The 23,138-nt window shown below is 71.0% G+C and carries 19 protein-coding genes and 1 pseudogene; 4 read left to right on the top strand and 16 right to left on the bottom strand.

Features of this window, described 5'->3' with window-relative positions; translation table 11 throughout:
- Positions 1-198 precede the first annotated feature (198 nt).
- Complete coding sequence (locus tag WBK31_RS08535; RefSeq protein ID WP_406674584.1) at positions 199-1,416, bottom strand: ROK family protein; 1,218 nt, start codon at positions 1,414-1,416, stop codon at positions 199-201.
- Between the two features lie 63 nt (positions 1,417-1,479).
- Complete coding sequence (locus tag WBK31_RS08530) at positions 1,480-2,502, bottom strand: GNAT family N-acetyltransferase (RefSeq protein WP_364065800.1); 1,023 nt, start codon at positions 2,500-2,502, stop codon at positions 1,480-1,482.
- A 1,255-nt stretch (positions 2,503-3,757) separates the two neighbouring features.
- Between WBK31_RS08530 and WBK31_RS08525 the strand changes: the two genes are divergently transcribed.
- Positions 3,758-5,359, top strand: coding sequence for an amidohydrolase (locus tag WBK31_RS08525; protein ID WP_406674583.1), 1,602 nt, complete (start codon positions 3,758-3,760; stop codon positions 5,357-5,359).
- Positions 5,360-5,447: 88 nt separating this feature from the next.
- Here WBK31_RS08525 and WBK31_RS08520 read toward each other — a convergent pair whose 3' ends face one another.
- The 13 genes and pseudogenes from WBK31_RS08520 to WBK31_RS08460 form a co-directional block, all read right to left on the bottom strand.
- A complete protein-coding gene (locus WBK31_RS08520) occupies positions 5,448-5,804 on the bottom strand; it encodes an RNA polymerase-binding protein RbpA (RefSeq protein ID WP_364065805.1) in 357 nt (118 codons plus the stop codon).
- 71 nt (positions 5,805-5,875) lie between these two features.
- On the bottom strand, positions 5,876-6,106 hold the full coding sequence (gene secG / locus WBK31_RS08515; RefSeq protein WP_364065808.1) for a preprotein translocase subunit SecG: 231 nt from the start codon (positions 6,104-6,106) through the stop codon (positions 5,876-5,878).
- A 99-nt stretch (positions 6,107-6,205) separates the two neighbouring features.
- Positions 6,206-6,985, bottom strand: a complete 780-nt coding sequence (gene tpiA, locus WBK31_RS08510; RefSeq protein WP_364065811.1) for a triose-phosphate isomerase — start codon at positions 6,983-6,985, stop codon at positions 6,206-6,208.
- A gap of 3 nt (positions 6,986-6,988) precedes the next feature.
- Complete coding sequence (locus tag WBK31_RS08505) at positions 6,989-8,176, bottom strand: phosphoglycerate kinase (protein WP_364065814.1); 1,188 nt, start codon at positions 8,174-8,176, stop codon at positions 6,989-6,991.
- Between the two features lie 66 nt (positions 8,177-8,242).
- Entirely contained in the window at positions 8,243-9,247 is a 1,005-nt protein-coding gene (gene gap / locus WBK31_RS08500; protein ID WP_364065817.1) for a type I glyceraldehyde-3-phosphate dehydrogenase, read from the bottom strand.
- Positions 9,248-9,826: 579 nt separating this feature from the next.
- Positions 9,827-10,060, bottom strand: a complete 234-nt coding sequence (locus tag WBK31_RS08495) for a hypothetical protein (RefSeq protein WP_406674582.1) — start codon at positions 10,058-10,060, stop codon at positions 9,827-9,829.
- A 331-nt stretch (positions 10,061-10,391) separates the two neighbouring features.
- On the bottom strand, positions 10,392-11,372 hold the full coding sequence (gene whiA, locus WBK31_RS08490; protein WP_364065822.1) for a DNA-binding protein WhiA: 981 nt from the start codon (positions 11,370-11,372) through the stop codon (positions 10,392-10,394).
- Between the two features lie 71 nt (positions 11,373-11,443).
- Positions 11,444-12,306 (bottom strand): annotated as a pseudogene (gene yvcK, locus WBK31_RS08485) (uridine diphosphate-N-acetylglucosamine-binding protein YvcK).
- 155 nt (positions 12,307-12,461) lie between these two features.
- Entirely contained in the window at positions 12,462-13,328 is an 867-nt protein-coding gene (gene rapZ, locus WBK31_RS08480; protein WP_364065828.1) for an RNase adapter RapZ, read from the bottom strand.
- Between the two features lie 82 nt (positions 13,329-13,410).
- Positions 13,411-15,321 (bottom strand): excinuclease ABC subunit UvrC, encoded by a 1,911-nt coding sequence (gene uvrC / locus WBK31_RS08475; protein WP_406674581.1) that lies wholly within the window; start codon positions 15,319-15,321, stop codon positions 13,411-13,413.
- 121 nt (positions 15,322-15,442) lie between these two features.
- On the bottom strand, positions 15,443-15,907 hold the full coding sequence (locus WBK31_RS08470; RefSeq protein ID WP_364065834.1) for a Rieske (2Fe-2S) protein: 465 nt from the start codon (positions 15,905-15,907) through the stop codon (positions 15,443-15,445).
- 46 nt (positions 15,908-15,953) lie between these two features.
- Positions 15,954-16,430 (bottom strand): Rieske (2Fe-2S) protein, encoded by a 477-nt coding sequence (locus WBK31_RS08465; RefSeq protein ID WP_406674580.1) that lies wholly within the window; start codon positions 16,428-16,430, stop codon positions 15,954-15,956.
- 337 nt (positions 16,431-16,767) lie between these two features.
- Entirely contained in the window at positions 16,768-17,172 is a 405-nt protein-coding gene (locus WBK31_RS08460; RefSeq protein WP_364065840.1) for a Rieske (2Fe-2S) protein, read from the bottom strand.
- A gap of 457 nt (positions 17,173-17,629) precedes the next feature.
- Here WBK31_RS08460 and WBK31_RS08455 point away from each other — a divergent pair, with 457 nt between their 5' ends.
- The gene (locus WBK31_RS08455; RefSeq protein ID WP_406674579.1) at positions 17,630-18,451 is read left to right on the top strand and encodes a DUF2306 domain-containing protein; all 822 of its coding nucleotides are present in this window, start codon (positions 17,630-17,632) and stop codon (positions 18,449-18,451) included.
- A 175-nt stretch (positions 18,452-18,626) separates the two neighbouring features.
- Here the strand turns inward: WBK31_RS08455 and uvrA are convergent, their stop codons facing one another.
- Positions 18,627-21,467: an excinuclease ABC subunit UvrA gene (uvrA, locus tag WBK31_RS08450; protein ID WP_364065846.1), complete on the bottom strand. Its 2,841-nt coding sequence runs from the start codon at positions 21,465-21,467 to the stop codon at positions 18,627-18,629.
- A 195-nt stretch (positions 21,468-21,662) separates the two neighbouring features.
- Between uvrA and WBK31_RS08445 the strand changes: the two genes are divergently transcribed.
- Together WBK31_RS08445 and WBK31_RS08440 are read left to right on the top strand one after the other, a co-directional pair.
- Positions 21,663-22,475 carry a maleylpyruvate isomerase family mycothiol-dependent enzyme gene (locus tag WBK31_RS08445; RefSeq protein WP_406674578.1) on the top strand — a complete coding sequence of 271 codons (813 nt, stop codon included), beginning with the start codon at positions 21,663-21,665 and terminating at the stop codon, positions 22,473-22,475.
- The gene (locus tag WBK31_RS08440; protein ID WP_364065852.1) at positions 22,472-23,128 is read left to right on the top strand and encodes an MBL fold metallo-hydrolase; all 657 of its coding nucleotides are present in this window, start codon (positions 22,472-22,474) and stop codon (positions 23,126-23,128) included. The genes WBK31_RS08445 and WBK31_RS08440 overlap by 4 nt, the downstream gene beginning before the upstream one ends.
- Positions 23,129-23,138 lie beyond the last annotated feature (10 nt).

The raw sequence follows: 23,138 nt of genomic DNA, 5'->3' as shown, positions 1-23,138 counted from the left end.
CGGCGAGGGACGACGAGAGCCGGGACGACGCGAACGGCGAGGACGCCACCGGCACCGGCTGACGCCCATCCGGCCGAGCACCGGCTGCCGGCCCGCCACCGGACTGCCGGCACCTCCCGCGACCGTAAGGCGCCATCCACCCACGACCGGCGACCCCCATCACGCCACCACGGGAACCGAACATCGACGCCCCGAAGGTCAGCGGAGGGCGGCCAAGGTGTCGAGTGGGTTCTCCAGGAGGTTGGCGAAGGCCAGCTCGGCGGCCCCGGCGAGCGTGGTGTCGTCGCCGAGCGCGGTCACCGCCAGGCGGACGCGTTCGCGCGACACCGGCAGCACGTGGGCGTCCACGCGCTCCCTGACCCGGGGCGCGGCGCCCGGATAGACGTCGCGCAGCATGCCGCCGAAGACCACCAGCGCCGGGTTGAACAGGTTGATGAGGTTGACGATGCCGACGCCGAGCCAGTCGCCGACCCGGTCGAGCGCGTCCCGCGCCCGTGCGTCACCGGTGGCGGCCAGGGCGACGACGGCTCTGATACCCTCGCGGCCGAACAGCTCGCCGGCGCGTCCGGCGTACCCGAGCAGCGCCTCCTCGCCCACCTCCGCCTCCAGGCAGCCGCGCGACCCGCACAGGCAGGGGCGCCCGTCGAAGGGGTTGACCAGCATGTGCCCGAGCTCGCAGCCGTAGCCGCCGTCGCCGTCGAGCAGCCTGCCGCCGACGATGATCCCGCCGCCGACGCCGACGTCGCCGTGCAGGTAGATGAGGTTGTCGACGTCCCTGCCCGCACCGCGTACGTGCTCGGCGACCGCGCCCAGGTGCGCCTCGTTGCCCACCTCGACCGGCAGCCCGAGCCCGAGCCCGGCGGCGAGCTCCGGCCCGAACGCCTGGTCCACCCAGCCGAGGTGCGGCCCGTAGCGGACCGTGCCGTCGGCTCGCCTGATCAGCCCGCAGTACGACGCCCCGATGCCCACGCACAACGCGTCGGGACCTGCCTCCGCCACCAGCTCGCGGCCGAACGCGGCGAGGACGCCGACGACGTCCTCCAGGTCCACGCCCGCGCGGGCGCGTACGGCCTCGCGCCGGGCGAGCACCCGTCCGCCGAGCCCCACGCGGGCCGCGATCAGCCGGTCCACGGCGACGTCGAACGCGAGACCGTACAGGCTCTCCTGCTCGGGCATGACGACGATGGACGGCCGCCCCGCGCGGCCCCTGCGGTCGGGGACGCCCTCGCGGACGAGCCCGGCAGCGGCGAGTTCGGCGGTCAGGTCCATGATGGTGCTGCGGTTGAGGCCCATCCAGCGGCTCAGCGCGGCCCGCGACACCGCTCCCTCTTTGTGCACGCGCCGCAGCACCTCGCTCAGGTTGCGCTGCCGCAGCTGCTCCTGTGTCCGCGCGCCCGCCGTCGTCGTCGCCGTCACCCTCGCCAGCTTAGAACCTGTCCTCGCCCGCGCCCAGCGGGACGGAGTCCGGCGGCCCGGGTGTCAGACGGGCACCACCGCGCCCACAGGAAGCCGGGCCTCCACCACGCCGGGGTCGTCGGTGTAGCCGAGCGTCGCGCCCAGCGAGATCATCAGCCGCCGCATCCTCGCGTTGTCCGACAGCATCGAGGCCTTGACCTCGGCGTAGCCCAGGTCGGCCGCCGCGCGTACGAGCATCCTCGCCATCGCCGTCCCCAGGCCGCGCCCCTGCCAGCGGTCCTCGACCAGGAAGGCCATCTCCGCGATGCCCGGGTCGGGCGTGAACAGCAGGTTGGCCATCCCCACGACCTGCCCGTCGTGCCCGGCGACCAGCGAGTAGCCCTTGCTCCTGTCGCACAGCCGGTCGAACATGCGCGGCGGCAGCGTCGGCATGGCGGTGAAGTAGCGGAACCTGCGCGATTCGGGCGAGCAGCGGTCGTGCAGGTCGCGTACGGCCTCGCGGTAGATGGAGGTGAGCGGCCGCACGGTCACCTCCACGCCGTCGGACAGCTTGATCGCGCGCTCGGGGGCGGTCTGCTCGGGCGCGGGCTGGGCGAGCCTCGCGAAGGCGGCCGCCCTGGCCGCCTCGGTCAGCGTGAACGGCAGCTCGGCGCGCCGCAGCCGCACCGCCCGCTTCGGCGCGACCGGCACGACGAGCTGGGTCGGGTCGGGTAGATCACTCACGGCCTCACCATAGATCCACCGCGCGTCGTCCGCGCGCAGCAGCTCGGCCAGCAGCTCCGGCAGCCGCCACGGCATCGAGCGCAGCCTGGAGGCCAGCAGCAGCGCCCGGGTGGGCTCGTCGGTCAGCTCGTGGGCGGTGGCGGCCACCACCTGGACGCGGCGGCCACCGGCCGCCTCCAGCGCCTCGCGCACGGTCTCGGGTGCGGCGGGGATGTCCGTGACGAACTCGTCGACGGTGCCTTCGGCATCGGACTGGACGCTCAGGCCGAGGATGTTGCCGCCCCTGTCGGCCAGGGCCGCCGCCAGCGAGGCCAGGCGTCCGGGCCGCTCGTCCACCGTGGTGCGAATGCGCAAGAATCCCATGCGTCAGAGCATGACGGAAAGCTGTTACGCGGCCGCTACCGATGTGTTTACATCGCGTGATTCATCGCGAGATGTCCGCTTATATCGCGCAATGTCATCCTTATCCCACCCGCGCCAGCTTCCGGACCAGCGCCACCCGCCGGCCGCACACCACCGTCGGCACCCACAGACCGGCGGGCCCCGACAGACCTCGCGACCCCTGTGGCACCACCGGCGTCACCGACATGTCGGCATCCCACCACCGACCACCCACCACCCATCACTGACCGAACCGAAGCACCACCGACCACCGGCCACCGGCCACCGGCCACCGACACGAGCCGATCCGATCCGACTGCCCGGCGCCGAGCCGCAGCCCGCCCGACCGCGCGGCACCACAGCCCACCTCGCCGCGCCGCCCCTCCCCCAGCCGCGTCACCCTCCCGTGACGGCGGCGACCGACCCCACGAACACGTCTCCGGCACAGCCACCTCCCACGCCAGGGCTCGCCGACAGCACAGCCTCAGCCGCCAGAGCCCCAGCACGGCCCCAGCCGCCGCTCCTCGCCGACCATCTACGCCGGCGCGCCACCACCCTGGGCCACCGCCGCCAAGCGCGCACCAGAAGCAACTCCACCCCCTCCGCACGCGAGCCGGTCGGCACCCGCAGCCGGTGCAGCATCCCTGGCATGGGGCCCCGCGTCGCAACCAGGCACCTCCTCGATCCCCCTGGTCGCCATGCACCCAGCCACCGCCAACCGCCTGCCTGTCCTTCCGCGCCCGACTCCCGACCAGCACCCGCGCTCACGCCTCTTGCCTCGTGACCGTCGCGGGCCGGCCCTCTGGGATCTACCTGCACCAACGCTTTAGAGCTCATTTTGTGCCCCACCGCTCCCCCATGCTGCGCTGCACCACTCCCTCTAGCAGCGCTCCAGCCCTGTCTCCCCGCTCCAGTCCCGTCCCCGCACCGCGCTTCGGGAGCTCATTCCGTGCCCCACCGCTCCCTCATGCTGCGCTGTACAGCCCCCTCTGACAGCGCTCCAGCCTGCGCCTCCCCGCATCGCGGGCCCACTCGGACCGCCCTGCCTCTGCCCTTCCCAGACGCCGGAAGCGAGACCTCAACCGGCTCCCCCTCGCTCAGATCGTCGCCCAGAGCGGCCCTCCTCCCCTGCGAGCGGGGGCAAGATCGCGCCGAACGGCCCGGCAACGCCGACGAAACGCTCCTCCCGATGCCGGCGGGGGCAAGATGGAGCGACTGCGAGAAAGGACGACGCTCGATGAACATCCTCTTCCGAGGCGGCCGGGTCTTCACCCCCGACGGTGTCGTGGCCGAGGCCGTGCTGGTGCGGGGCGGCGTGATCGCCGCCGTGGGGCCGGAGGGGGAGCTGGCGCGCGGGCCGCACGAGACGGTGGATCTCGACGGCGGTCTGCTGGTGCCGGGTTTCACGGACGCGCACATGCACCCGATTCAGGCGGGCCTTGAACGCGCAAAGTGCGACTTGTCCGAAGATTTCGGCCTAGACGCGTACAAAGAAAAGATCGCCGACTATGCCGCGAAAAATCCGGAGAAAGAGTGGATCGATGGCGGCGGATGGGACATGTCGGCTTTCCCCGGCGGTCTCCCCCACCGCGATCATCTCGGCTTCCTCGACCGCCCCGCGTACCTGATCCAGCGCGACCACCACGCCGCCTGGGTCAACACGCGGGCCCTGGAACGCGCCGGCATCACCCGCGACACCCCCGATCCCGCCGACGGCCGCATCGAGCGGGACGCGAACGGCGAGCCGACGGGCGTCCTGCACGAGGGCGCGATGAACCTCGTCGGCCTGCTCACCCCGCGCCCGACCGCCCAGGACCTGCAGGACGCGCTGGCGGACGCCGAGCGGCACCTGTTCTCGCTGGGCGTCACCGGCTGGCAGGACGCCATCGTGGGCTCGTACGCGGGCTCCGGCGACCCGCTGCCCACCTACCTGGCGGCGGCCCGCTCAGGACGCCTGCGGGCGCGTGTGGTGGGCGCCCTGTGGTGGGACCGCACGCGCGGCCTGGAGCAGATCGAGGACCTGGTGGCGCGGCGCGCGTCGGCGGAGGGGCTGGAGCGGTTCAGGGCCACCTCGGTCAAGATCATGCAGGACGGCATCACGGAGAACTTCACCGCCGCCACGCTGGAGCCGTACTGCCTGTGCGGGGGCACGGGCCTGTCGTACGTGGACCCGGCCAAGCTCAAGGAGTACGTCGCCGAGCTGGACCGCCTCGGCTTCCAGGTGCACTTCCACGCCATCGGCGAGCGCGCGGTGCGCGAGGCGCTGGACAGCCTGGAGGGCACCGATCCGGCCAACCGGCACCACATCGCGCACCTGCAGATCATCGAGCCGTCGGACGTGCCGCGCTTCGCCGCGCTCGGCGTCACGGCCAACCTGCAGCCGCTGTGGGCGACCCATCACGCGCAGATGGACGAGCTGACCCTGCCCTACCTCGGGGAGCCGCGTTCGTCGTGGCAGTACCCGTTCGCGGACCTGGTGGCCTGCGGCACCCGGCTGTGCGCGGGCAGCGACTGGCCGGTCTCCGACGCAGACCCGCTGCAGGGGATGCATGTGGCGGTCAACCGTACGGAGCCGGGCGGCTCGGTGCACGCCGGCTACCCGACGGCGCAGACGCCGTTCCTGCCCGAGCAGCGCATCGACCTGGCGACGGTGATGACGGCGTACACGGAGGGTTCGGCCTGGATCAACCGCTCACCGGCCGGGCGCATCGAGCCGGGACGGCCATCCGACCTGGTGGTGCTCGACCGCGACCCGTTCGAGCTGCCGCCCGGCGACATCTGGACGACCAGGGTGCGGATGACGTTCGTGGACGGCGAGGCGGTCTACGAACGCGCCTGAGCCCGCACCCCGGCCCGTGCCCCGGGGCAAGCGCAAGCCGGGCAAGCGGAAGGGGCCCCGGCGTTCGCCGGGGCCCCTTCGCCCATCGTCAGGAGGAGAAGGAGGAGGAGGACTTGCTGCTGCGCAGGCGCTCCAGTGCCTCTTCGAGGATGGCCTTGCCGTCCTTGTCGCTCCTGCGCTCCTTCACGTACGCAAGGTGCGTCTTGTACGGCTCGTTCTTCGGCGGGGCGGGCGGCGCCTTTTCGTCCTGGCCGGCTGGGAGACCACAACGTGGGCAATCCCACAGCTCGGGGACCGCCGCGTCGCTGGCGAAACTGGGGCGCGTCTCGTGCATGTTGGCGCACCAGAACGAGACCCGCACTCTCGGAGCTGCCTCGCCGCGCTCGGCCTCCCCCATCGGGCCGGCGCCGACTCGGCTGCCACGGATCGCGTTGCCACTACCCACGGATGAACTCCTCGCTCGATCGCCCCGTGTGCGGACACGGGGGAGAATCACTGTCACGCGTCAACGACAACTCAGGACCGCAGGAGCAGGCCCAGAGCGATGATGCAGACGAACCAGACCACGCCCGTGATGACGGTCAGCCGGTCGAGGTTGCGCTCCACCACCGAGGAACCACCGAAGTTCGACGAGAAGCCGCCGCCGAACATGTCAGACAGACCACCACCCTTGCCCTTGTGGAGCAGGACGAGCAGGATCATGAGAAGGCTCGCCAGGATGAGGGCGATGGAGATTCCGATTTCCACGGTATGCCTGTTCCTTCGATGCTCTGTTACGCGTGACGATTCAAACTTGCCTCTTGAGGGTACGACCTGATGTCAAGTCGCACCCCCAGAACGGCCGAGTTAGCCGGGTATATCAGAGAAACGGCAGATCTTCACGAACTCTCCGGCGTCGATGCTGGCACCGCCGACGAGCGCGCCGTCGACGTCCGGCTGAGCCATGATCCCTGCGATGTTCCCTGACTTGACCGAGCCACCGTAAAGGATACGGATCCCCGAGGCCACTTCGGCGTCGTAGAGCTCAGCGAGTCTAGCCCGCAACGCCCCGCAGACCTCCTGCGCGTCCTCGGGGGTGGCCACCTCGCCGGTGCCGATCGCCCACACCGGCTCGTAGGCCACCACTATCGATTTTGCCTGTTCGGCATCGATTTTGCGCAGCGCGCCGTCGAGTTGGCCGAGACTGTGCGCGATGTGGCGGCCCTCTTGACGCACTTCAAGGCCCTCGCCCACGCAGAGGATGGGCGTCAGCGAGTGGCGGTAGGCCGCCTGCACCTTGGCGTTGACGATGTCGTCGTCCTCGCCGTGGTACTGGCGGCGCTCGGAATGCCCGACCACCACGTACGTGCAGCCGAGCTTGGCGAGCATGGCGCCCGACACCTCACCGGTGTAGGCGCCGCCGTCGTGCCTGGACAGGTCCTGGGCGCCGTACACGATCCTGAGCTTGTCGCCGTCGACCAGGGTCTGGACGCTGCGCAGGTCGGTGTACGGAGGCAGGACGGCGACCTCGACCTTGTCGAAGTCCTTGTCGTTGAGCGCGAAGGCCAGCTTCTGGACCAGCGCGATGGCCTCGAGATGGTTGAGGTTCATCTTCCAGTTGCCGGCGATGAGCGGCTTGCGCTGCAACTCTCAGTCCTCCAGGGCCGCGAGTCCGGGAAGGGTCTTGCCTTCGAGGTATTCGAGGCTGGCGCCGCCACCCGTGGAGATGTGCGAGAAGCCGTCCTCGGGCAGGCCCAGCCTGCGTACGGCCGCCGCCGAGTCGCCGCCGCCCACCACGGTGAACGCCTCGGAGGCGATGAGCGCCTCGGCCACCGCCTTGGTGCCGCCGGAGAACGCGTCGAACTCGAACACGCCCATCGGGCCGTTCCAGAACACGGTCTTGGCGTCGGCGATCTTGCTCGCGAACAGCTCGCGGGTCTTGGGACCGATGTCGAGCCCCTCGCGGTCGGCCGGGATCGCGGTGGCCTCGACCACCTGGTGCTCGGCGTCGGGCGCGTAGGTGACCGCCGCGAGCACGTCGACGGGCAGCACCAGCTCGACGCCACGCCGCCCGGCCTCCTCCAGGAAGCCGCGCACCTGGTCGAGCTGGTCCTCCTGCAGCAGCGAGTTGCCGACCTCGTGGCCCTGGGCCTTGAGGAACGTGTACGCCATGCCGCCGCCGATGAGCAGCCTGTCGACCTTGGTCAGCAGGTTGGCGATGACGCCGAGCTTGTCGGAGACCTTGGCGCCGCCGAGCACGACCACGTAGGGCCGCTCGGTGTCCTCGGTGAGCCGGCGCAGCACGCCGACCTCGGCCTCGACCAGCCCGCCCGCCGCGTGCGGCAGCAGCTTGGGCACGTCGTAGACGCTGGCGTGCTTACGGTGGACGGCGCCGAAGCCGTCGCCGACGTACAGCTCGGCGAGTGCCGCGAGCCTGGCCGCGAACGCGCCGCGCTCGGCGTCGTCCTTGGACTCCTCGCCCGGCTCGTAGCGGAGGTTCTCCAGCAGGGCCACCTGGCCGTCCTGGAGGGACTCCACCGTGCTCACGGCGCTGTCGCCGACCACGTCGGTGGCGAAGGCGACGTCCTGGCCCAGCAGCTCGCCCAGGCGGGCCGCCACGGGGCGCAGCGAGTACTTCGGCTCCACCTTGCCCTTGGGCCTGCCCAGGTGGGCGCAGACGACGACCTTGGCGCCCCGCTCCAGCAGGGTCTTGATCGTCGGGACCGACGCGCGGATGCGGCCGTCGTCGGTGATCGTCTCCCCGTCGAGGGGGACGTTGAGGTCGGCGCGCACAAGCACGCGCCGCCCCTTCACGTCGAGATCGTCGAGCGTGCGCATGTCATGCTCCCGTTCCTGCGGGGCACGCGGACGGCGCGCCCCGGTGTGTACGCGTCCGCCCGGGCATCAGAGCCCGCGGCCCACCAGCTCGACCAGGTCGGCCAGGCGGTTGGAGTAGCCCCACTCGTTGTCGTACCAGCCGACGACCTTGACCTGGTTGCCGATCACCTTGGTGAGCTGGGCGTCGAAGATGCAGGAGGCCGGGTCGGTGACGATGTCGCTGGAGACGATGGGGTCCTCGGTGTAGCTGAGGATGCCCTTGAGCGGGCCCTCGGCGGCGGCCTTGACCGCGGCGTTGACCTCCTCGACGGTGACCTCGCGGCTGACGTCGACGGTGAGGTCGGTGGCCGAGCCGGTCGGGATCGGCACGCGCATGGCGAAGCCGTCGAGCTTGCCCTTCAACTCGGGCAGGACCAGGCCGATGGCCTTGGCGGCGCCGGTGGACGTGGGCACCACGTTGAGCGCGGCGGCGCGGGCGCGGCGCAGGTCCTTGTGCGGGCCGTCCTGCAGGTTCTGGTCCTGCGTGTAGGCGTGGATGGTGGTCATCAGACCCTTCTCGATGGTGAAGGCGTCGTGGATGACCTTGGCCATCGGGGCCAGGCAGTTGGTGGTGCAGGAGGCGTTGGAGATGATCGTGTGCTTGGCCGGGTCGTACGCGCTGTCGTTGACGCCCAGCACGACGGTGACGTCCTCGTTCTTCGCCGGGGCGGAGATGATGACCTTCTTCGCGCCGTTGTCGGCGTGCACCTTGGCCTTGGTGGCGTCGGTGAACAGGCCGGTCGACTCCACCACGACGTCCACACCGAGGTCGCCCCACGGCAGCTTGGCCGGGTCGCGCTCCGCGAAAACCTTGATCGACTTGCCGTCGACCGTGATCTCGTCGGCGGTGGCCTTCACCTCGTAGGGCAGGCGGCCGAGGATGCTGTCGTACTTCAGCAGGTGCGCGAGCGTCGCAGTGTCGGTCAGGTCGTTGACCGCGACGATCTCGATGTCCTTGCCGCTGGCGGCGACAGCGCGCCAGAAGTTGCGACCGATGCGGCCGAAGCCGTTGACGCCTACGCGGATGCTCACGGGAACCGATCTCCTCGAACAGATGCGGGCTGGAAACCTCAATCACGAACCTTATCGGACCCAAATTGGTTTAGACCACTGCAGGTACCGGCGTGTGAATCGGCGTTCCTGCGACACGTTTTGCGAGGTTCGAGTAAAGTGCCCGACTCGTCGGAGTAAATTCGTGCATTCTCTGGGGGCTGAGATGTCACATAAGCGGTCCGGCCTGCTACCCGGGCTCTTCTTCGGCCTGCTCGCCGCACTGATCTGCGCGGCGGGCCTGGGGGTGGCCGTGCTGTACCAGGAGAGCCTGCCGGAGGCGGTGACGGGCTTCGGGGGCGGAGTGCCCGTCTCGCTGGCGCTGGCGCTGCTCATCGCCGTCATCGTCGCGCTGGCCATGGGCGCCAGGCGGCCGCGCAGCCTCCTGCTCCTGCCCTTCGCCTTCCTGTACGGCGGCGCCGCCGTCGCGGCCGGCCAGATCACCGGCTCCTCCGTGCTGATCGGCGCGGGCCTGCGCGCGCCCGGGGACCGCGCGCCCGCCGGGTTCTCCGATGTCGACCTGCCCACCTTCAACGAGGGCCTGCCGCACGCGCTGCGCGTCTACCGCGAGCCGCTGACCGAGACGACGGCCTGGCTGTACATCGCGGTCGCCGCGCTGGCCGCGTTCGCCCTGCTCACGCTGCGGGTCCTGCGCGTACGCCGGGCGCAGCGCGCCGAGGCCGCCGAGTCGCCCGGCGAGCCGGGGCAGCCCGGGGACTCGGACAAGCCGGAGTACCGCGCGCCCTTCGAGCCCGCCCAGCCGCCCACGCCCAAGCCCACGACCGACCTGTTCACCCCCGCAAGCCGGCCCGCGACTGAGCGGCGGACCACCTCGACACACCCGGCCGCGCAAGCAGCCGCACCCTCCCAACGCCACCCGCCGCACGCACCTCCAGCTCCGCCGGCCACGCAGGCATCCACCCGCCCGCACGGGTCTCCAGCACCGCCGCCCGAACGCCCCTTCAGCACCCCCGCCCGCACAGGCTTCCGGCACCCTACGGACGCCCGCCCGAGCAGCCGCCCGTCCGTGCATCTCCGCCGCGCGGGCGGAACCCGCCCTGAACCGCCGCGGCAGGGGGACGGGCGGGACCCCGTCCCCGCAACGACCGGCCGCGCCGGCACCGCCTCACGGAGCCAGCATGTCCACGGTGAGATTGGCCTCAGTGTTGGGGATGCCCAGGTCGGACGCCCGCTTGTCGGCCATCGCCAGCAGCCGCCTGATGCGCCCGGCGATGGCGTCCTTGGTCAGCGGCGGGTCGGCGATCTGGCCGAGCTCCTCCAGCGACGCCTGCTTGTGCTCGACCCGCAGCCGCCCGGCGATCACCAGGTGCTCGGGGGCGTCGTCGCCGAGGATCTCCAGCGCCCGCTGCACCCGGGCGCCGGCCGCGACGGCGGCCCGCGCCGAGCGCCGCAGGTTGGCGTCGTCGAAGTTGGCCAGGCGGTTGGCGGTGGCCCGCACCTCGCGGCGCATCCGGCGTTCCTCCCAGGCCAGCACGCTGTCGTGCGCGCCGAGCCGGGTGAGCAGCGCGCTGATGGCGTCGCCGTCGCGGACGACCACACGGTCGACGCCGCGCACCTCGCGCGCCTTGGCGTGGATCTTCAGCCGCCGCGCCGAGCCCACCAGCGCCAGCGCCGCCTCCGGCCCCGGGCAGGTGACCTCGAGCGACATCGACCGGCCCGGCTCGGTGAGCGAGCCGTGCGCGAGGAACGCGCCGCGCCATGCGGCCTCGGCGTCGCAGGCGGCGCCCGCCACGACCTGGCGGGGCAGCCCGCGCACGGGGCGGCCGTGGTTGTCGATGAGACCCGTCTGACGGGCCAGCGCCTCACCGTCGCGGTAGACGCGTACGACGTAGCGCGAGCCCTTGCGCAGCCCGGCGGGAGCGAGCACGAGCACCTCGGCCTTGTGCCCGAACACCTCGCCGATGTCCTTGATGAGCCGCCGCGCGGTGGCGTTGGTGTCGAGCTCGGCCTCGATCACGATCCGCCCGCCCACCAGGTGCAGGCCGCTGGCGAACCGCAGCAGCGTCGATACCTCCGCCTTGCGGCAGCACGGCTTCAGCACCGGCAGGCGGCTCAGCTCGTCCTTCACCACACCTGTCATCGCCATGCGTTAGTCCTCTCCCCCATTCAGACCGGCTCCTTCGAGTCTCTCGCACCTTCGCGCCACGCCGACCAGGATCAACGCTTCTGGAGGAAAATCTCGTCCAGGACGGAGGCAAGACGTCGTGGGTCATGCCGTGGCGAGCCGTCGGCGGCGGCCACGTCGTCCATGACGAGCCGGGCGCCGAGCGCGCCCGCCGCCTTCTCCAGGGCGTCGGGATCGTCGACCACCCCGGTGTCGGCGAGCACCACGTCGATCCGCAGGTCGGGAGCGTGTTGGCGAAGCACCTCCAGATGTTGCTGGGGGAGAAGTCGTCGGTCTCGCCCGGCTGCGGGGCGAGATTGAGCGTGACCAGCCGCTTGGCCCGGGTGGCGTGCAGGGCCCTGGCCAGCGCGGGCACCTTGAGGTGCGGCAGCACGCTGGTGAACCACGACCCGGGCCCGAACACCACCCAGTCGGCGTCGCGCACGGCCGCGACCGCCTCAGGACGGGCCGGCGGGTCCTCTGGCACGAGCGAGATCGCCTGTACGCGGCCGGGGGTCGAGGCGCAGGCCACCTGCCCGCGTACGGTCGAGATGACGCCGTCGAGCTCCACCTCGGCCACGATGTCGAGCGGCACCGACGCCATCGGCAGCACGCGCCCGTGCGCGCCGAGCAGCCGCCCGACCCAGTCGAGCCCGGCCACCGAGTCGCCGAGCAGCTCCCACAGCGCCACGATCAGCAGGTTGCCGACCGCGTGGCCGTGCAGCTCACCCTCGCTGCGGAAGCGGTGCTGGACGACCTCGCTCCAGGTGCTGCCCCACTCGTCGTCGCCGCACAGCGCGGCCAGCGCCATGCGCAGGTCGCCGGGCGGCAGCACGCCCAGCTCGCGGCGCAGCCGCCCGCTGGAGCCGCCGTCGTCGGCCACCGTCACCACGGCGGTCAACCGGTCGGTCACCATCCGTAATGCCGACAGGGACGCATAGAGCCCGTGGCCGCCGCCCAGCGCCACGACGGCGGGCCCGATCCCGGGCCGCCCGACGCCGAGCACGTCCGGCCTGTCGCAGGGCAGGCCGTTCATCGGTGGCGGCACGACCCCTTCGGCACTGTCATCGGTCACTCCCGCCCCACATCCCGGTGGCTCACCTGGACTTCCATGCCGCGGTCGCGCAGCCGGGCGGCGATCTGCTCGGCCATCGCCACGCTGCGGTGCTTGCCGCCGGTGCAGCCCACCGCGAGCGTCGCGTAGCTCTTGCCCTCGCGCGCGTATCCGGCCGCGACGACCTGCAGGACCTCCTCGTAGGCGTCGAGGAACTCCTTGGCGCCCGGCTGGCCGAGCACGTAGTCGCTGACCGCCGTGTCGAGGCCGTTGAGCGGCCGCAGCTCGGGCACCCAGTGCGGGTTGGGCAGGAACCGGCAGTCGACCACGAGGTCGGCGTCGACCGGCAGGCCGTACTTGAAGCCGAACGACACGACGTTGAGCCGCAGGCCGGGGCGGTCCTCGCCGCCGAAGAAGTCGACGATCTTGGCGCGCAGGTCGTGGACGTTGTGGGTGGAGGTGTCGATCACCAGGTCGGCGTTGGCGCGCACCTCACGCAGGATGCCGCGCTCGCGGGTGATGCCGTCGACCAGCCGCCCCTCGCCCTGCAGCGGGTGCGGCCTGCGGACGTTTTCGAACCTGCGCACCAGCTCCTCGTCGCTGGCCTCGAGGAAGACCACCCGCACGCGTACGCCGCGCCCTTCGAGCTCCTCGATCGCGGCGTTGAGATCGGTGGTGAAGGCCAGGCTGCGCACGTCGACGACGGCGGCCACCTTGTCGGCGGCCAGCTTGACCTTGCCCGCCTCCTCCGCCATGGCGAACAGCAGACCCGGCGGCAGGTTGTCGATGACGAACCAGCCCAGGTCCTCCAGCGCCTTGGCGGCGGTGCTGCGCCCCGCACCGGACATGCCGGTGACGATGACGAACGCCGGCTCGGTGCTCATCGCCCCACCTCTGCAGCGGGCCCGCCTCTCAGCGCGGGCCGGTAGGAGTGTGCGGCATGGGCACCCTGGCATCCTGGCGAGATCAAGGTGACTCTCCCTTCAGCGTCGACACGATGACCTCGGCGATGGACGGGCCGATGCCGGGAACCTCGCAGATTTCAGCGGCAGTGGCCTCGCGTAGCTTTTTCACGGAGCCGAAGTGTTTGAGCAGCGCCTGCCTTCGCGCCTGCCCGAGGCCGGGCACGCCGTCGAGCGCGCTCTCCTTCACCGTCTTGGACCTCTTGGAACGATGGTAGGTGATGGCGAACCTGTGCGCTTCGTCTCGCACCCGCTGCAGAAGGTAGAGACCTTCACTTGAACGAGGCATGATCACCGGCTGGTCGTCGCCTGGCAGCCACACTTCCTCGAGGCGCTTGGCCAGCCCGCACACGGCCACGTCGTCGATGCCGAGCTCGTCGAGCGCCCGCTGCGCGGCGGCCGCCTGCGGGCCCGCGCCGTCGACCACGACGAGGTTGGGCGGGTAGGCGAACTTGCGCGGCTTGCCGGTGTCGGGGTCGATGGGCCCGCCGCCCGCGGCCGCGTCGTCGTCGGCCGCCAGCTCGCCGGTGGCCGAGCGCTCCTCCAGGTAGCGGCGGAACCTGCGCATGATCACCTCGTAGATCGAGGCGACGTCGCCCTCCTTGGTCTTGACCGAGAAGCGCCGGTATTCGCTCTTGCGGGCCAGGCCGTCCTCGAAGACCACCATGGACGCCACGACGTTCTCTCCCTGCAGGTGGGAGACGTCGTAGCACTCGATGCGCAGCGGCGCCTGGTCGAGGGCGAGCGCGTCGGCGATCTCCTGCAGCGCCTTGCTGCGCGCGCTCAGGTCGCTGGCGCGGCGGATCTTGTGCTGGGCCAGCGACTCCTTGGCGTTGCGCTCGACGGTCTCCAGCAGCGACTTCTTGTCGCCGCGCTGCGGCACCCGCACCTCGACGCGGGCGCCGCGCTGCTCGGTCAGCAGCTCGGCCACCGCCTCGACGTCGGGCGGCAGCGCGGGCACCAGCACCTCGCGGGGCATGGACTCGGCGTTCGCCTCGGCGTACATCTGCAGCAGGAACTGCTCGACCAGCTCGCCGGGCGAGGTCTCCTCGACCTTGTCGACCACCCAGCCGCGCTGGCCGCGGATGCGCCCCCCGCGTACGTAGAACACCTGGACGGCGGCTTCGAGCGGGTCTTCGGCCAGGGCGATGACGTCGGCGTCGGTGCTCTCGCCGAGCACGACCGCCTGCTTCTCCAGCGCCCGCTGCAGCGCCTGGATGTCGTCGCGCAGCCGGGCGGCGCGTTCGTACTCCTGCTCGGCGGCGGCCTCGCGCATCTCCTTTTCGAGACGCTTGATGAAGCGGCTGGTGTTGCCCGCCATGAAGTCGCAGAAGTCCTCGGCCAGCTCGCGGTGCTCCTCCGGGGTGACCCGGCCGACGCACGGCGCCGAGCACTTGTCGATGTAGCCGAGCAGGCACGGCCGCCCGATCTGCCCGGCCCGCTTGAACACCCCGGCGCTGCACGTGCGCACCGGGAAGACCCGCAGCAGCAGGTCGACGGTCTCGCGGATGGCCCAGGCGTGGGAGTAGGGGCCGAAGTAGCGGGTGCCCTTGCGCTTGGCCCCGCGCATGACCTGGACGCGCGGGAAGTCCTCGCTCATCGTCACCGCGAGGTAGGGGTAGGACTTGTCGTCGCGGTATTTGACGTTGAAGCGGGGGTCGAACTCCTTGATCCAGGAGTATTCGAGCTGCAGCGCCTCCACCTCGGTGCCGACGACCGTCCAGTCGACGTCGGCGGCCGTGGTCAGCATCGACTGCGTGCGGGGATGCAGCGTGGAGAAGTCGGCGAAGTACGAGTTGAGCCGCTGGCGCAGGCTCTTGGCCTTGCCGACGTAGATCACCCGGCCGTGCGCGTCCCTGAACCTGTAGACACCCGGGGACTCCGGGATCGACCCCGGCCTCGGCCGGAAACTCAAGGTGTTAGCCGCTGATCTCGCCACGCCTGTCAGCCTAGTGGCCCGCACCGACAGAGTCGCCCGCCGTACTCTTCGCGCACGTACGGCGGGCACCCCACCCGGCTACGGCGGCTATGGGCGGCTACGCCAGCAGGATGTCGTCGCCCTCGACCTTGATCTCCTGGGCGGCCAGCGGCTGCTGCGCGGGCCCGCCGGTCACGGAGCCGTCCGCGATCGCGAACCTGCTGTTGTGGCACGGGCACACGATCGCGCCGTCCTCGACGCTGGAGACCGGGCAGCCCTTGTGCGTGCAGATCGCGCTGAACGCCTTGAACTCGCCCTCCGTGGGCTGCGTCACGACGACCTTCTGGTCCTTGAAGACGGTGCCGCCGCCCACCGGGATGTCGGCCTTCTTGGCCAGCGCGCCGCCACCGGACGCGCTGGACTGCGTCGCGCTCGCCTCGGGGGCGCCGGACCCGGCGGTGGAAGGCGCCGTCTGCGCCGTGTCGGTACCGGAGTCGCCGCTGCACGCGCTGATCGCCAGCGCCAGGCCGCCTGCGCCGACGCCGGCGAACACCGCTCTGCGGGTGTGAAGCTCATCTGCCATGCGCCTCACCCAAGCGCACTCAGGTGAGAAAATCATGAAAGCTTTCTCAGGCGAGTCTGATCTTCTGACCGTCCACTTGGATCTGCTTCTCCTCCAGCGGACCGCCCGCGGGGCCGTCGGTCACCGAACCGTCGGCGATGCTGAACTTGCTGCCGTGACAGGGGCAGTTGATCGTCTGGTTCGAGACGGAGGCGACCGTGCAGCCCGCGTGGGTGCAGACCGCGCTGAACGCCTTGAACTCGCCCGCCGCCGGCTGCGTCACGACGACCTTCTGGTCCTTGAAGACCTTGCCGCCGCCCTCGGGGATGTCGCTGACGTCCGCCAGGGCCGCATCGGCCTTGGCCTCCGCCTTCGGCTTGGCCTCGCCGCCCTCCTCGGGCTGGGACGACGTCGCCTCCTCAGCGGGAGCCTCCACGTCCGCCTCGGTCTCCGGTACGCCGTAGCTCGCGCAGGCCGTCAGCACGGCCGCGAGCCCGGCCGTTCCGGCACCGAAGACAACCGTCCGCCGCGTCGTTTCCGTCATCGTGCGTCCTCCCAGATCGGCTTTCACTTGCAGGTACGGCCCGGGCCCTGGCAGGGGTTCAGCCTGCCGGAGCCCAATCCGGGCGACCACGCACAATTACCGGTTCGCGGAAGGCCGTTCTCAGAGAACCGCCGCTTGTGACTCTCGCGAAACGGCCGCTCTCGACAGGACGACCGCTCGTGACGAAACGGCCGCTCCCACCCGCCGGTCGACGAGATGACGGTTCACGTACCCGGCCCGCCCCTGAGGCGCGCTGCAACGCCCGCCCTGGGGGGACTGAGGCGACCACCATGGGAGGACTCAGACGGCCGCCTAGGGAGAATTCAGACGGGAGGGCTCAGACGACGACGATGCCGTCGCCTTCCACCTTCACCTGGAACGAGGCCAGCGGCGCGGTGGCCGGCCCCTTCGTCGCCTTGCCGGTGTCGGCGGTGAACTCGCTGCCGTGGCAGGCGCACCTGATGACGTTGTCCTTGGGAGTGCCGACCTGGCAGCCCTTGTGCGTGCACAGCGAGCTGAACGCCTTGAAGACGCCTGGCTCCGGCTGCGTCACCACGACCTTCAGGTCCTCGATGAGCTTGCCGCCGCCCACCGGCACCTCGGCCGTCTTGGCCAGCACCTTGCCCTTGAGGCTCGGCTGGGCCTGCGCGCCCCCCGAACCGCACGCGGCCAGCGCCAGGCCGCACGCCGCGACCCCCGCCGCGCCCAGCATCTCCCGCCGTCCCAATCCGTTTCCGGACATGGCTCCGCCCCGATCTGTCCTCGGTGTTCTCGCCCCGCAGGCCTGATGTTCCATCTCGCGCGTCGGCCGCGCGTTATCCGTACGTCGCCGGCTGCTGGTGACGCCCCCGATTGCGGCCATCGTCGTGAAAACAGCTTATTGACGGTACCCCTCGGTCCGGTCAGCGGGTGGTAGGCGGACGGTCAGCGACCCCGCCCACGCTGCCCTCATGCCCCTTCCGCCCAACTCTTCCCGAACCGACCCACACCCCACGACCACTCCACCCGGCCCTTCCCGAACCGACCCACACCCCACGACCTCCGCCGACTCCAACGGGCCACCCCCTGGCGCTCAGAACTCCGCCGCCCCCGGCCCTGGCACCTCGGGCCGGACCACCCCCGGGAACACCCCCGGCGACCTCGGCACCTCCGCCCTCACCGCCCCCGCCCCGGCCGCCTCGGGTGCAGTGCCCTCCGGCGTGACCACCGCCGGACAGCCCGCCCCCGGCGTGACCACCGCCGAGCAGCCCGACCCCGGCGATTCGGGAGCGGTTTCCTCCGGCGCGGCCGGGTCCGGCGTGACGGTACAGCCGCGGTCCGGCGTGACGGTACGGCCGCGACGCTGGTGGCGGCGGCCGTGGGTGGCGCCGCCGGCCGTGGTGGCGGCGGCGTTCCTGGCGTTCTCGCTGCCGCCGTACGTCTCGTTCGACCCGGCGCAGTCGCGCGTGCCCGCGCCGGACTTCCTCCCGCCGCACTATGCGGTGCTCTCCCTGCACGTGGTGTTCGGCTCGATCGCGATGATCACGTGCTGCCTGCAGATCTGGCCGTGGTTTCGCGCACGCCACCCCGTTGCGCACCGCAGGATCGGCCGCGTGTACGTCTTCGCCGGCTGCCTGCCGAGCGGCCTGCTCGGCCTGACCGTGGGCATCGCGACGCCGTGGGGACCGGTCACGTCCGTCAGCAACGTGATGCTCGCGCTGCTCTGGCTGGGCTGCGCGTTCGCCGGGTGGCGGATGGCCAGGCAGCGCCGCTTCGTCGATCACCGCCGGTGGATGGTGCGCAGCTTCGCCCTGACGATGTCCATTGTCACCAACCGCCTCTGGGGCGCGGTGTCCGTGATCGTGCTGAGCCCGTACATCGACACCTTCTTCCAGGGCGACGAGCAGGTGATGGCGCAGTCGATCGCGGCCTTGAGCACCTGGCTGGGCTGGACGCTGCCGCTGCTGCTGGCCGAGTGGTGGCTGGAACGCGGCGACGCCGCCAAGCGCCGCGCCCGCGCCCTGGCCCGCCGCACCGCCTGACGGCGAGGCACCCTCCGCTACCGCCCCCACCGGCCCGGGCACCACACCCACCGGCCTGCCAAGCGCCACGCCCGAGCAGCCCGGCACCTGGCACAACGCCCACCCGGCCCGGCCCAGACGCAGCGAGGCCGACCCACCCCCGAGTCCGGGGGGCGGATCGGCCTCACCACCAGGGTCAGAGCGAGAGGATCTTGCGCAGGAAGCGCCCCGTGTGGCTCTCGTCCACCAGCGCGACCTCCTCCGGCGTGCCGGCGGCGACCAGCGTGCCGCCGCGCGAGCCGCCCTCGGGCCCCATGTCGATGATCCAGTCGGCGGTCTTGATGACGTCGAGGTTGTGCTCGATGACGATCACCGTGTTGCCGCCGTCGACCAGCCGGCCGAGGACGCCCAGCAGCCGCCGGATGTCCTCGAAGTGCAGGCCGGTGGTGGGCTCGTCGAGGACGTAGATCGTCCGCCCGGTCTGCCGCCGCTGCAACTCGGAGGCGAGCTTGACGCGCTGCGCCTCGCCGCCGGACAGCGTGGTGGCCGGCTGCCCGAGGCGTACGTAGCCGAGCCCCACGTCGTTGAGCGTCTGCAGGTGCCGCTTGATGGCCGGGATGGCGTCGAAGAAATCCAGCGCCTCCTCGATCGGCATGTCGAGCACTTCGGCGATCGTCTTGCCCTTGTAGTGGACCTCCAGCGTCTCCCGGTTGTAGCGGGCGCCGTGGCAGACCTCGCAGGGGACGTAGACGTCGGGCAGGAAGTTCATCTCGATCTTGATGGTGCCGTCGCCCGAGCACGCCTCGCAGCGCCCGCCCTTGACGTTGAAGCTGAAGCGCCCCGGCTGGTAGCCGCGCACCTTCGCCTCGGTCGTGGCCGCGAACAGCTTGCGGATGTGGTCGAAGACCCCGGTGTACGTGGCCGGGTTGGAGCGCGGCGTGCGCCCGATCGGCGACTGGTCGACGTGGACGACCTTGTCGACCTGGTCCATGCCGTTGATGCGGGAGTGGCGGCCGGGCACCGTGCGGGCGCCGTTGAGCTCCTTGGCCAGCGCGTTGTAGAGGATGTCGTTGACCAGCGTCGACTTGCCCGACCCCGACACACCGGTGACCGCCGTGAACAGGCCGAGCGGGAACTCGATGTCGACGCCCTTGAGGTTGTGCTCGCGCGCCCCCTTGACGACGATCTGCCGCTTCTTGTCGCGCTTGCGGCGCTTGGCGGGGATGGGGATGCTCTTGCGCCCCGACAGGTACGCACCGGTCAGCGACTCCTCGCTGGCCAGCAGGTCCTGTACGGTGCCGGAGACGACGACCTGGCCACCGTGCTCGCCCGCGCCGGGACCGATGTCGACCACCCAGTCGGCGGCGGCGATGGTGTCCTCGTCGTGCTCGACCACGATCAGCGTGTTGCCCATGTCGCGCAGCCTGATCAGGGTGTCGAGCAGCCGCATGTTGTCGCGCTGGTGCAGGCCGATGGACGGCTCATCGAGCACGTACAGCACGCCGACCAGGCCGGAGCCGATCTGCGTGGCGAGCCTGATGCGCTGCGCCTCGCCACCGGCGAGGGTGGCGGCGGCGCGGTCCATCGTGAGGTAGTCGAGGCCGACGTCGAGCAGGAAGCCCATGCGGGCGTTGATCTCCTTGACCACCCGCTCGGCGATCTGCATGTCACGGTCGGAGAGCTTGAGCCCGGCGAGGAACTTCGCGCACTCGCCGATCGACATCGACGACACCTCGGCGATCGACTTCCCGGCCACCGTCACCGCGAGACTGACCGGCTTGAGCCTGGCCCCCTTGCAGGCGGGACACGGGATCTCGCGCATGTAGCCCTCGAACCGCTCGCGCGCGGTGTCGCTCTCGGCCTCGGCGTGCCTGCGCTGCACCCACGGGATGACGCCGTCGTAGGTGGTGTAGTAGGCGCGCTGCCGGCCGAAGCGGTTGCTGTAGCGCACGTGGATCTGCTCGTCGTGGCCGTACAGCAGCGACTTCTGCGCCTTCTTGGGCAGGCGCTCCCACGGCGTGTCGAGGCCGAAGCCCATCGCGTGGCCGAGCGCCTCCATCAGCCTGGTGAAGTATTCGCTGGTGTGGCCGCCCGACCACGGGTGGATGGCGCCTTCGCGCAGGGTGCGCTCGGGGTCGGGCACCACCAGCTCGGGGTCGACCTCCATCTTGGTGCCGAGACCCGTGCACTCGGGGCAGGCGCCGAACGGTGAGTTGAAGGAGAACGAGCGCGGCTCCATCTCCTCGAACGACAGGTCGTCGTAGGGGCAGTAGAGGTGCTCGGAGAAGAAGCGCTCGCGGTTGGGGTCGTCTTCCGGCAGGTCGACGAACTCGAGCGTGATCGTGCCGCCGGACAGCTGCAGCGCCGTCTCCACGGAGTCGGTGAGCCGCCGTCGCGACGACTCCTTCACCGACAGGCGGTCGACGATGACCTCGATGTCGTGCTTTTCGTACTTCTTCAGCGTCGGCGGCTCCTCCAGCCGCACGACGGTGCCGTCGACCCGCGCCCTGGCGAAGCCCTTGGTCTGCAGCTCGCGGAACAGCTCAGCGTATTCGCCCTTACGGCCCCTGATGACCGGGGCGAGCACCTGGAACCTGGTGCCCTCCTCGAACTCCATCACGCGGTCGACGATCTGCTGCGGCGACTGCCTGGCGATCGGGCGCCTGCACACCGGGCAGTGCGGCTTGCCGATGCGGGCCCACAGCAGTCGCAGGTAGTCGTAGACCTCGGTGATGGTGCCGACGGTGGAACGGGGGTTCTTACTGGTGGCCTTCTGGTCGATGGAGACCGCGGGCGACAGGCCCTCGATGAAGTCGACGTCGGGCTTGTCCATCTGGCCGAGGAACTGGCGGGCGTAAGCCGACAGCGACTCGACGTAGCGCCGCTGGCCCTCAGCGAAGATCGTGTCGAAGGCCAGGCTCGACTTGCCCGAGCCGGACAGGCCGGTGAAGACGATCAGTGAGTCTCGCGGCAGGTCGAGCGAGACGTCTTTGAGGTTGTGTTCTCGTGCACCACGCACGATCAGGCGGTCAGCCACGGCGATCCCGGATGTCGAAAAGCGGATAGGTCCACGGGGATGGTAGAGGGCGGCTCCGACAATTTCGGCGGTCCGACCGGCGGCCCCCGAAAATCCGTCCCTCACAGGTTACGACCATCTCCCGGCAGGGGAGGACCCCTCGAACATGCAACCGGCTGACCTGGGGTTTTATGCCCCCGCACGCTAGGTCACCCCATGGTGAAATATCCGTACATGACCATCCTGCCCGCGGTGCAGGCCGAGCTGACCACGGCCACGAACCGGCTGCTGGCCACGGTCGCGTCGCTCTCCGACGCCTGCCTCGCCGCTCCCTCCCTGCTGCCCGGCTGGACCAGAGGCCATGTGCTCGCCCACATCGCCCAGAACGCCGATTCCCACCTCAACCTGCTGACGTGGGCGCGCACCGGCGTACGCACCCCTCAATACGCCTCGCTCGCCGCCAGGTCCGCCGCCATCGAGGCCGCCGCGGCCCATTCGGTGGCCCGCCACCTGGCCGAGATCGAGGACGGCGCCGCGCGCCTGGCCGCCGCCGTCCGCGACATGCCGCAGCACGCCTGGTCGGCGCTGGTGGAGGGCATGCGCCCGCCGCCGCACCCCGCCTGGTACCTGCTGGTACGCCGGCTGCGCGAGGTCGGCTTCCACCACGTGGATCTGAACGCCGGTTACACCCCCGCCGACTCGCAGGCCTCCTTCGTACGCCGTGAGCTGCACGACTGCCTGGCCTCCTGGCCCGGGAACCACCGCACCGTGGGCCGCATCGAGCTCGTGGAACCGGGCGAGACAGAGGTCGTGCACGTGCTCGGCGACGGCCCCACGGTCCGCGGCACGCCGCGCGACATGCTGGCCTGGCTCACCGGGAGGTCCCGTGGCGAGGGGGTTAGTCTGGTGCCCATGGGGCGGTTGTTCACTTCCGGCCACGCAGGCGCGGGTCTTCCTGATCCGCCGCCGTGGCTCACGATGCCGGCCCCCGCTGATCTGCCCACGACGCCCCCTAAGGACTACCCATGACCTACACCGGTGACGTCCAGGTCGGCGGCCCCGCCGACGTCCGCGAGCTGTCCGCGCTCACGATCTCCAAGCTCGCCGTAGGCCCGTTCGACAACAACGCCTACCTGCTGCGCTGCAACGCGACCGGCGAGGCGGTGCTCATCGACGCGGCCGCCGAGCCCGACCGGCTGCTCGCCCTCATGGCCGACAAGCCCGTCGCCGCGATCGTCACCACCCACCAGCACGGCGACCACTGGCAGGCGCTCGAGCAGGTGACGAAGGTGACCGGCGCGCAGGTGATCGCCCACCCGCTCGACGCGCCCGCGCTTCCCGTCCCCGCGGACCGCACGGTCGAGCACGGCGACAGCATCACGTTCGGCGAGGTCGCGCTGGAGGTCATCCATCTGCGCGGCCACACGCCCGGCTCGATCGCCCTGCTGTACGACGGCGGCCCCGACGGCTACCACCTGTTCACCGGCGACTCGCTGTTCCCGGGCGGCGTGGGCAACACCCAGAAGGACCCCGAGCGCTTCAACCAGCTCTTCACCGACGTGGTCGAGCGCATCTTCGACCGCCTGCCCGACGAGACCTGGGTCTACCCGGGCCACGGCAAGGACACCACGCTCGGCGCCGAGCGTCCCGCGCTGCCGGAGTGGAAGGCGAGGGGCTGGTAGCGCCCGGCTC

This window comes from Nonomuraea sp. N2-4H (assembly GCF_045291505.1).
Classification (GTDB): domain Bacteria; phylum Actinomycetota; class Actinomycetes; order Streptosporangiales; family Streptosporangiaceae; genus Nonomuraea; species Nonomuraea fastidiosa.
Note: the sequence above shows the minus strand (reverse complement) of the source record. Positions and strands in the feature narration are given on the sequence as shown.